This window comes from Marilutibacter maris (assembly GCF_006546735.2).
Classification (GTDB): domain Bacteria; phylum Pseudomonadota; class Gammaproteobacteria; order Xanthomonadales; family Xanthomonadaceae; genus Marilutibacter; species Marilutibacter maris.
In genome coordinates, this window is record NZ_VICD02000227.1 from 22,729 (window position 1) to 31,099 (window position 8,371).

Below are 8,371 nucleotides of genomic sequence, written 5' to 3' on the forward strand. Positions count from 1 at the left end.
GACCGCGGACGGCCGCCGCTCATCCGCCCGACAGGGCCTGCATGACATGGACGTCGGAGTGCTCGCCGACCTCGTGGTCCAGTCGCTTGCCATGGACGACGACGCCGTCGACGAACACGGCGACGTGATGACGGACCGCCCCCTGCTCGTCGAGCACATAGCCGCGCAGGCGGGGGTGGTGCTCGAACACCCCGTCCAGCACGGCGCCCACGGTGCGGCCCTCGGCCTCGAGCACGACCTCGCCGCCGGCGGCATCGCCGGAATGCGGGGACGAGGCCTCCGGCGCCAGCCAGCGCGCCAGTGCCGATGCGAGTACGACCCGGGCCATCGCCCATCCGATACCAGCAACCGTGTTAGCGCGGAGTGACCGTGGGCGCCGCAGCCGCCGAAAATTTTTTTCGTCGCGCGTGTCGATCCGCCCGGATCCCGCTCGTCGTGTTCACGAGAGCGGGGCAAGAGCGTCCCGCGGAACCCACAGGTTTCACAAGGAGAACCGCCATGCGCGTCGTCGTCATCGTCAAGGCCACCGCCGAATCCGAAGCCGGGATCATGCCCAGCGAACAGCTGCTCGCCGACATGGGCCGCTTCAACGAGGAGCTGGTCAAGGCCGGAATCATGCTCGCCGGCGAGGGCCTGCACCCGTCCTCTCGCGGCGCCCGGGTCACCTTCGACGGCAAGAACCGCACCGTCACCGACGGCCCGTTCGCCGAGACCAAGGAATTGATCGCCGGCTTCTGGCTGTGGCAGGTGCGTTCGATGGACGAGGCGATCGAATGGGTCAAGCGCTGCCCCAACCCGATGCCGGGCACGTCGGACATCGAGATCCGTCCGGTATTCGAGGCCGACGACTTCGGCGAGGAGTTCACCCCCGAACTGCGCGCCCGGGACGAGCGCCTGCGCGAGCAGCTGGCCGGCAACTGACTCGCCTCCGATCCGGACACCGCGACACCCCACCCACCCACCCACCACTGGAGCCATCCGATGCAATTCATTCCCTACATGTGCGATTTCAACGGCAAGTGCCGCGAGGCCTTCGACTTCTACGCCCAGGCGCTGGGCGGCGAGGTGGTCGGCCGGATGACCTACGGCGAGTCGCCGATGTGCGACCAGATGCCGCCCGACTCCAAGGACCTGGTCATGCACAGCTGCCTGATGGTGGGCGAGGCGACGATCATGGGCGCGGACGGTCCGCCGCCGGAGAACGCCGGCACCGACAGCACCACGATCAACGTCACCGTCGACACTCCGGAGGACGCCGAGCGGGTATGGGCGGCGATGACCGACGGTGGCGAGATCAAGATGCCGCTGCAGGAGACCTTCTGGGCGCTGCGCTGGGGCATGCTCGTCGACCGCTACGGCAAGCCGTGGATGATCAACTGCCTGCGTCCCAGCGAGGACTGCCCGACCCCGGGCAAGGCCGCCTGAGTCCCGAACCGTTCCTTCCCTCACCCATCGCACGATCAAGGAAAGCCATCATGAGCACCGCCACCACCCACAAGCAGATCTTCGTCAACCTGCCGGTCAAGGACCTGGACCGCTCGGTCAGGTTCTTCACCGAGCTGGGCTACCGCTTCAACCCGGCCTTCACCGACGAGAATGCAACCTGCATGATCCTCGGCGAGAACCTGTTCGTGATGCTGCTGGTCGAGAAGTACTTCGCCAGCTTCGTGACCAAGCCGGTCGCCGATGCGAGCGCCCGCACCGGGTCGCTGATCGCGCTGCCGGTCGACAGCCGCGAGGCGGTCGACGCGATCGTCGCCCGCGCGGTCGCCGCCGGCGGCCAGGCCCCGCGCGAAGCGGTCGACCACGGCTTCATGTACCAGCATGGCTTCGAGGACCTCGACGGCCATGTCTGGGAGGTGCTGCACATGGCCGGCGAGCCGCCGCAGGAGTAAATCGGCACTTGCGCGTCGCCGGCCCGGGTGCTGACATCCCGCGGCATGAGCACTCATGACAGCAGCGACGCTTCGATCAACCGCCGCATCGACGCGATCTGGCGGATGGAGTCGGCACGGGTGATCGCGACCCTGGCACGGATGCTGCGCGACGTGGGCCTGGCCGAGGACCTGGCCCAGGACGCGCTGGTCGCGGCCCTGGAGAAATGGCCGGTCGACGGCATTCCCGACAACCCCGGCGCCTGGCTGACCACCACGGCCAGGCGCCGGGCGATCGACCGCATCCGCCACGGCCAGATGGCCGAACTCAAGCACCTGCAGATCGCCCACGAGCTGGAGCACGAGCAGGAGGAACGGCACGACGCCGAGCAGGCCAGCCTCGACGACCCCATCGGCGACGACCTGCTGCGCCTGGTGTTCGTCGCCTGCCACCCGGTGCTGTCGCGCGAGGCGAGGGTCGCACTGACCCTGCGCCTGCTTGGCGGCCTGACCACCGCCGAGATCGCGCGCGCCTTCCTCGCCGCCGAACCCACCATCGCCCAGCGCATCGTCCGCGCCAAGCGCAATCTCAACGAGGCCGAGGTGGCGTTCGAGGTCCCGCGCGGCAAGGAACTGGCCGAGCGCCTGGCCTCGGTGCTGGAGGTGATCTACCTGATCTTCAACGAGGGCTATTCGGCCACCGCCGGCGACGACCTGATCCGGCCGGCGCTGTGCGAGGAAGCGCTGAGACTGGGACGGATCCTGGCCGGGCTGATGCCGGCCGAGGACGAGGTCCACGGCCTGGTCGCGCTGATGGAGATACAGGCCTCGCGCAGCCATGCCCGCATCGATGCCGACGGCGAACCGATACTGCTGCTGGAACAGGACCGCTCGCGCTGGGACCGGCTGCTGATCCGGCGCGGACTGGCCGCGCTCGATCAGGCCGAGCGGATCGCGACGGCGCGCGACATCGAACCCGGCCCGTACGCGCTGCAGGCCGCGATCGCCGCCTGCCACGCCCGCGCCCTGGCCGCCGGGGACACCGACTGGGCGGCGATATCCGCGCTGTACGCTCAACTGGCCCGGCTCGCGCCATCGCCGGTGGTCGAGCTCAACCGCGCGGTCGCGATCGCGATGCATGCCGGTCCCGCGGCCGGCCTCGACCATGCCGACACCCTGGTCGGCGAGCCTTCGCTCAAGCACTACCACCTGCTGCCAACCGTGCGCGGCGACCTGTTGTTCCGCCTCGGCCGCCACGACGAGGCCCGCGACGAGTTCGAGCGCGCGGCCGAGATGACCCGCAACTCGCGCGAGCGCGCCCTGCTGCTGGCCCGTGCGGCGCAATGCGGGGACGACGGCGGCTGAGCCGGCATCCGGCATCGCCGCCGACGAGGTGCCGCCTACTCCTTCGCTCGCAGGTAGATGAGCTGCGAACGCAGCTCCGGCATGATCCTGCGCATCATCGCCGCATAGCCGGCGTTGTACTCCGGCGAGCACACCGGGCCGGGGGTGCGGTCGTTCAACAGCCGGTGCACCCGCACCGTGTTGCCCTCCTGACGATAGCTGGCGGTATAGCTGACGCCCTCGTACTCCAGCGACACGTCCTGCGGAAGCGCGACCACGCGCAGGCCGTCGGCGAACTCCAGCTCGTACTGCTCCTCGGACACCATGCCCGAGCAACCGCTCTCGCCGGGCGGATGCTCGTCGCTGCCCAGGTTGCCGGCGACCACGCCGCTGACCGGCGCGAAGCTGATGAACCATGGCTGGACCTGGATGCCGGCCGGTACCGGCAGCATCTTCTCGACGTCGAACTCGGCATCGATGCTGAACTGCTCCAGCAGTGGCTTCGGGTCGGGGAAGCTGACCTTGCCGGTGGCCTTAAGCGAAGCCTGCTGGAAGTAGCGCTTGACCAGCTGCTCGACGTCGCTGGCCGGCATGTCGCGGAACTGGTCGCGCGCGGCCACCGCCAGACGGCCGTTCAGCTCCAGTCGCTGGCTTCCCGAGATCGAACCGTCCGGATCGACCCGCAGGCGCGTCACCAGCTTCTGTCCATCCCCGCCGATGTCGTTCGCCGGTGTGCGCGCGTCGGCATGATGGCCTTCGACCAGCAACACCGGCTTGCCGGCGATGCTGGTCGGCAACGAGCCGAACGGCACGGTGGCCGCGGTCGAATCCAGGTACAGCTCCATGTCCGGGATGTAGGTGATGACGTGGTTCACGACCGAGGCCACCGGGATGTCCGGCAGCGAATAGGTGCCGCCGGCATTGATCAGCGCCTGGGTGCTGTGGATGCCGCGGGCGGTCAACAACGCCTGCAGCAAGGTCGCGTGGTCCTTGCAGTCGCCCATGCGGTTGTCGAGCACCACGTCGAGATCACGCGGCACCACCGCGCCCAGTCCGATGCAGTTGCCGGCATAGGTGATGTTGCGCGACACCCATTCGTACAGACGCCTGGCGACATCGCGCGGCTCCCGCGCATCGCCGGCGATCTCGTCGGCCAGTTCACGGACGCGCGCGGTGGGCGCCGCCTTGGCATTGGCCGGCCCGCCATAGGCCTGCGCGATCTGCGCATAGCTGTCGAAGCTCGAAAACGCATAGCCGGGATAGCGCTCGACATTGAAGACGCTGTCGCGCAAGGTCTCGCGTTCTACCGGCTCGCGGTTGCGCCAGTGCCAGCTGACCCGCTCGCGGTCGCCGGCACGCTTCACCTTCGACTCCGGCATGTGCCAGCTCATATGGCGCGCATCCAGCTGTACGGGGGCGTCGATCGATACCGTCAGGTCGCCGTAGTAGGTCGCCGGGCTGAAGCTCTCGATCACCGAGAAGTGGCCCGCGAACAACGGCGTGCTCGCGGTCAGCCGGTACGAGAACACCGTGGTGTCGCCGACCTCCAGCTCGGGAAACACCACGGTCAGGGTCGAGCGGTCCGAATACACCGGGGAATCGCCCTGCTGCCCGGAGCTGGCGCTGACCTGGTAGTTGCCCGGCGGCACCGCGATCCTGCGGCCATCGGCCTTCAGGGTATAGGCCTCCAGCACCTCGGCTTTCTGGATGCTCGTGCTGTAGCCCACCGTCTCGTTCTTGGCGTATTCCAGCGCCTGTTCCCTCAGCACCCGGGTCGCGGTTTCGCGCGACTCGGTATAGCTGCCGTCGTCATTGACGACATAGTGGATGTTCTCGTACTCGATCTGCAGCGGACGGTCGCCGCCCTCGTCGGCGCGTACGCCGAATGCGGCCAGTACCGCCACCGCGAACACCCCTGTCTTCCATCGTTCCAGATTCACGAATCCGCATCCTCCATTCCCTTGCACCGATCCATGCCCGCATCCGGCGGCGCCGGCCGCGTGGCGGCTGAGCGCATCCTACACCGGCGGGCGCGTGCCCCAGTCCGATGCCGCCGCTACGGATGAACGCCGCCCCACGCGCAGCGCCCGGCCAGATGCGGGATTCCGCCGGCTGTGACAGGATTCGCGCCCACCTGCCGCATTCCGGGGCGGGACCGTCCAGCTCCCGCCCATGCGCCTGAACAAATTCATCAGTGATACCGGCTACTGCTCCCGCCGCGAGGCCGACCGCCTGATCGCCGCCGGCCGCGTCAGCGTCAATGGACATCGGGCGCGGATCGGCGCCGAGCTGGCCGAGGGCGACGCGGTCCAGATCGACGGCGAGACGCTGCGCGCGCAGAACGCCGCCAGGGGCCGGCGGCGCCACACCTACATCGCGCTGAACAAGCCGGTCGGGATCACCTGCACGACCGAATCCTCGGTCAAGGGCAACATCGTCGACTTCGTCGGCCACGAACGGCGGATATTCCCGATCGGCCGCCTGGACAAGGATTCCGAAGGCCTGATCCTGCTCACCAGCAACGGCGACATCGTCAACGAGATCCTGCGCGCCGAGAACAAGCTGGAGAAGGAATATCTGGTCGCGGTGAACCACCCGGTCAACGACGAGTTCCTGCGCGGCATGAGCCGCGGGGTACCGGTGCACGGCCAGACCACCCTGCCGTGCCGGACCACCAAGCTGGGGCGCTTCGGTTTCCGCATCACCCTGGTACAGGGGCTCAACCGGCAGATCCGGCTGATGGCCGCGCACTTCGGTTACCGGGTCAAGCAACTGGTGCGGGTGCGGATCGGCAACGTCAAGCTGGCCCACCTCAAGCCCGGCCAGTGGCGCAACCTCACCGACGCCGAGCTGCAGGGCCTGCTGCCGCAGCGCAAGGAGTGGTGACGCATCCGCTCCGGGCCGATGCGCGAACCCGCATCGCCACCGGATCCGCCTAGCCTGGCGCGAGCGGCTGCTCGACCCAGAGCATCGCCTCGCCGCGCTGATCGGGCTCGAAGGTCCGCAGGTCGATGTTCGGCACCAGTTTGCCGATGAAGGCCGACACCTTGGCCAGCCAGTGGCGCTCGGTCACCACCGCGGCGCGCGCGAAGCGGCTGTACTCGCCGAACTTGCTGATCCCATAGCGCACATCCTTGCCCATCGCTTCCGCGCTCATGCCGGTCATGCCGGTCAGGTCGGTGAAGACGGCGATGCGCGGATGCGACGACAGCCGGGCCTCGATCTCGGCGACGCAGGCATCGTAGTCCTCGCCGCTCAGGGTGCCGGTGAAATGGAAGGCCGCCACGTGCGGGGCGGATTGCAGGATCTCGATCATGGCCTGGTCTCCATGCAGGATGACTCCACGCGGGAGGACACGCCCGCCATCCTGCCCTGCGCGGCGTTCAACCGGCGTCAACCCCGGCCATCCGCACCAACCTGGCGATGGTATTCATGTTCCGGGCGGTGCCGGAAGCACTGGCCGGGACTTTCAACTTCGAGTCCGCCATGCCGCTGCCGTAGTCGATATAGATCTCGCGCCGCCCCAGCGCCAACCGTTCGTCCCGTTGCCCGCCGACGGTCATCAGCGCATCGGCCGGCGGCGCCGCATCGAGGAACACCGCCACCACCCGGTTCGGCGCCGCGTCCGGAAACGGATTGTCCTCCAGCACCCCGGCCAGCTCCCGCGCGGTGCGCACCATCACCCCGACAGGCCTGCCCATGTACGTTTCCAGCGCCCGCTCCAGCGTGGCCTTGACCCGATCCGGGGGCAGCGTGCTGCGCAGCACGACATTGCCGCTGGCGATGTAGGTCCGCACATCGCTGAAACCGGCCTCGACGCAGAGCGCCCGCAGGTCGGCCATCGGCAATTTGCCGGTGCCGCCGACATTGACCGCGCGCAACAGGCAGATACAGGTGTTCATCGATGCTCCTGGTGTCCGGTGCCACAGCCCCGCCGGACCGCTTCGCCTTGTTTCCAACGGTTCGCTCGCCCGCCACCCGAACCGTTCGGGTCGCTCAAGCCTCCTTCTTGAGCGACTCCCGCACGATCGGCTGGGGACGGTATTCGAAGCGGATTTCGCGCATGCCCTCGTCGACCTCGGGATTCCACGGCTCCGCGCTGTCGCAGCCGACCAGGTGCCTGTGCCCGGAATCGTCGACCGCGGTCCGGCTCAGCATGTCGGAGGGCAGCTGATCGACGGTCCAGCATCCGCCCGAACTGGTGATGAGGGTGCGCGAGGCCACCTCCGACATCAGCCGCTTCAACGACGCCTCCGCCTGGCTCGCCGACATCACGTCGGCCTCGGCGCTCAGTCGCCCCTTCACGTAGTAGAGCCGGTCCAGCAACAGCAGGTAGGCCGAATGATAGGTCGTGCCGGATGCCTCGAACCGCAACGACGCCGAGTACGCCGGCAGGCCGCCTTCTGGCAGGCTGTAGGCGCTCAGCCCGTCGACATGCGTTTCGCCGCCGTCCTCACTCCCTGACCGGTCGATCGAATCGAGTTCGGAACGGACCACCCGCCGCAGCTCCTCCGCATTCAGGACCCCGGCCGGATAGAAATAGACGTCGAGCCATTTGCGGCTCTCGTCGGTCGGCATGTAGCGCACCGATACGCCGGTGGCCTGATCCTCGTAGCGGTGCTCGTTCTGCGCCTTCCAGCCCCGCAGTTCGGTCGGATACACCACCCGCGACTCGCGCAGGAATCCGCCAAGAAACGCCGTCGATTCCTCTGCCGGCGGCTCCGAAGCCAACGCCCCGCCTCCCAGGCCGATGGCCATCGCCGCTACCAGCCCCGTCACACCCGCCACCTTCCGCCATGCCCTGGCCATGCGTTCTCCCCGTTCCCTGTCGCACGCGCGTTCGTCGTGCAGCCAATCTAACCGATGAAGGCGTCGACCTCATCAGCGCGCCATGCACTGCCTCCAGCGATTGGCGACCCGGTTCGCGAACCAGGCGGTGGTCAGGTCGCGGGTGATCTTCGGACTCTCCAGCTTGATCCCCGGCAGCACCGCCCGCGGCAGCGCGCGGCCCTCGGCGCGCTCGGCGAGGGCGAACACCTCGCGGTAGAGCGCGGTGTCCTCGAAGTCGAGCCGGTCGCCGCGCTCCAACGCGCGCCGGATGGCACCGTCGTCGACACCCAGCTGCGGCTTCAAGCTGCGCACCGCGCGCTCGG

11 protein-coding genes are annotated in these 8,371 nt (G+C 68.3%); 5 read left to right on the plus strand and 6 right to left on the minus strand.

Translation table 11 applies throughout. The annotated features are described in order from the left end of the window. Nucleotides 1-19: 19 nt before the first annotated feature. Nucleotides 20-328, minus strand: coding sequence for a MoaD/ThiS family protein (locus FKV24_RS13290; RefSeq protein ID WP_111266975.1), 309 nt, complete (start codon nucleotides 326-328; stop codon nucleotides 20-22). A 170-nt stretch (nucleotides 329-498) separates the two neighbouring features. Between FKV24_RS13290 and FKV24_RS13295 the strand changes: the two genes are divergently transcribed. The 4 genes from FKV24_RS13295 to FKV24_RS13310 are packed head-to-tail and all read left to right on the plus strand — an operon-like array spanning nucleotide 499 to nucleotide 3,239. Further along, nucleotides 499-921, plus strand: a complete 423-nt coding sequence (locus tag FKV24_RS13295) for a YciI family protein (RefSeq protein WP_141482710.1) — start codon at nucleotides 499-501, stop codon at nucleotides 919-921. A gap of 60 nt (nucleotides 922-981) precedes the next feature. Then, complete coding sequence (locus FKV24_RS13300; RefSeq protein ID WP_141482711.1) at nucleotides 982-1,425, plus strand: VOC family protein; 444 nt, start codon at nucleotides 982-984, stop codon at nucleotides 1,423-1,425. A gap of 50 nt (nucleotides 1,426-1,475) precedes the next feature. Beyond that, a complete protein-coding gene (locus FKV24_RS13305; protein WP_141482712.1) occupies nucleotides 1,476-1,895 on the plus strand; it encodes a VOC family protein in 420 nt (139 codons plus the stop codon). A gap of 45 nt (nucleotides 1,896-1,940) precedes the next feature. Next, entirely contained in the window at nucleotides 1,941-3,239 is a 1,299-nt protein-coding gene (locus FKV24_RS13310) for an RNA polymerase sigma factor (RefSeq protein ID WP_141482713.1), read from the plus strand. A 35-nt stretch (nucleotides 3,240-3,274) separates the two neighbouring features. Here FKV24_RS13310 and FKV24_RS13315 read toward each other — a convergent pair whose 3' ends face one another. Continuing rightward, complete coding sequence (locus tag FKV24_RS13315) at nucleotides 3,275-5,158, minus strand: DUF3857 domain-containing protein (RefSeq protein WP_170288308.1); 1,884 nt, start codon at nucleotides 5,156-5,158, stop codon at nucleotides 3,275-3,277. Nucleotides 5,159-5,390: 232 nt separating this feature from the next. On the opposite strand from FKV24_RS13315, the gene FKV24_RS13320 reads away from it, so the two are divergent. Then, the gene (locus tag FKV24_RS13320; RefSeq protein ID WP_141482715.1) at nucleotides 5,391-6,104 is read left to right on the plus strand and encodes a pseudouridine synthase; all 714 of its coding nucleotides are present in this window, start codon (nucleotides 5,391-5,393) and stop codon (nucleotides 6,102-6,104) included. Between the two features lie 49 nt (nucleotides 6,105-6,153). Here FKV24_RS13320 and FKV24_RS13325 read toward each other — a convergent pair whose 3' ends face one another. From FKV24_RS13325 to FKV24_RS13340, 4 genes are all read right to left on the minus strand, one after another. Then, nucleotides 6,154-6,534 (minus strand): SpoIIAA family protein, encoded by a 381-nt coding sequence (locus tag FKV24_RS13325; protein WP_111266982.1) that lies wholly within the window; start codon nucleotides 6,532-6,534, stop codon nucleotides 6,154-6,156. Nucleotides 6,535-6,601: 67 nt separating this feature from the next. Next, nucleotides 6,602-7,120: a DUF1697 domain-containing protein gene (locus FKV24_RS13330; RefSeq protein ID WP_141482716.1), complete on the minus strand. Its 519-nt coding sequence runs from the start codon at nucleotides 7,118-7,120 to the stop codon at nucleotides 6,602-6,604. A gap of 94 nt (nucleotides 7,121-7,214) precedes the next feature. After that, nucleotides 7,215-8,027, minus strand: coding sequence for a hypothetical protein (locus FKV24_RS13335; protein ID WP_141482717.1), 813 nt, complete (start codon nucleotides 8,025-8,027; stop codon nucleotides 7,215-7,217). A gap of 72 nt (nucleotides 8,028-8,099) precedes the next feature. After that, nucleotides 8,100-8,371, minus strand: a 272-nt coding sequence (locus tag FKV24_RS13340) for a DUF1615 family protein (RefSeq protein ID WP_141482718.1), incomplete at its 5' end; no start/stop codon positions are given.

What these genes read in the sequence shown, in the direction of transcription:
- FKV24_RS13335 (WP_141482717.1), bottom strand. Translation starts at nt 8,027, where the DNA reads ATGGCCAGGGCATGGCGGAAGGTGGCGGGTGTGACGGGGCTGGTAGCG.
- FKV24_RS13320 (WP_141482715.1), top strand. Translation starts at nt 5,391, where the DNA reads ATGCGCCTGAACAAATTCATCAGTGATACCGGCTACTGCTCCCGCCGC.
- FKV24_RS13290 (WP_111266975.1), bottom strand. Translation starts at nt 328, where the DNA reads ATGGCCCGGGTCGTACTCGCATCGGCACTGGCGCGCTGGCTGGCGCCG.
- FKV24_RS13295 (WP_141482710.1), top strand. Translation starts at nt 499, where the DNA reads ATGCGCGTCGTCGTCATCGTCAAGGCCACCGCCGAATCCGAAGCCGGG.
- FKV24_RS13300 (WP_141482711.1), top strand. Translation starts at nt 982, where the DNA reads ATGCAATTCATTCCCTACATGTGCGATTTCAACGGCAAGTGCCGCGAG.
- FKV24_RS13305 (WP_141482712.1), top strand. Translation starts at nt 1,476, where the DNA reads ATGAGCACCGCCACCACCCACAAGCAGATCTTCGTCAACCTGCCGGTC.
- FKV24_RS13310 (WP_141482713.1), top strand. Translation starts at nt 1,941, where the DNA reads ATGAGCACTCATGACAGCAGCGACGCTTCGATCAACCGCCGCATCGAC.
- FKV24_RS13325 (WP_111266982.1), bottom strand. Translation starts at nt 6,534, where the DNA reads ATGATCGAGATCCTGCAATCCGCCCCGCACGTGGCGGCCTTCCATTTC.
- FKV24_RS13330 (WP_141482716.1), bottom strand. Translation starts at nt 7,120, where the DNA reads ATGAACACCTGTATCTGCCTGTTGCGCGCGGTCAATGTCGGCGGCACC.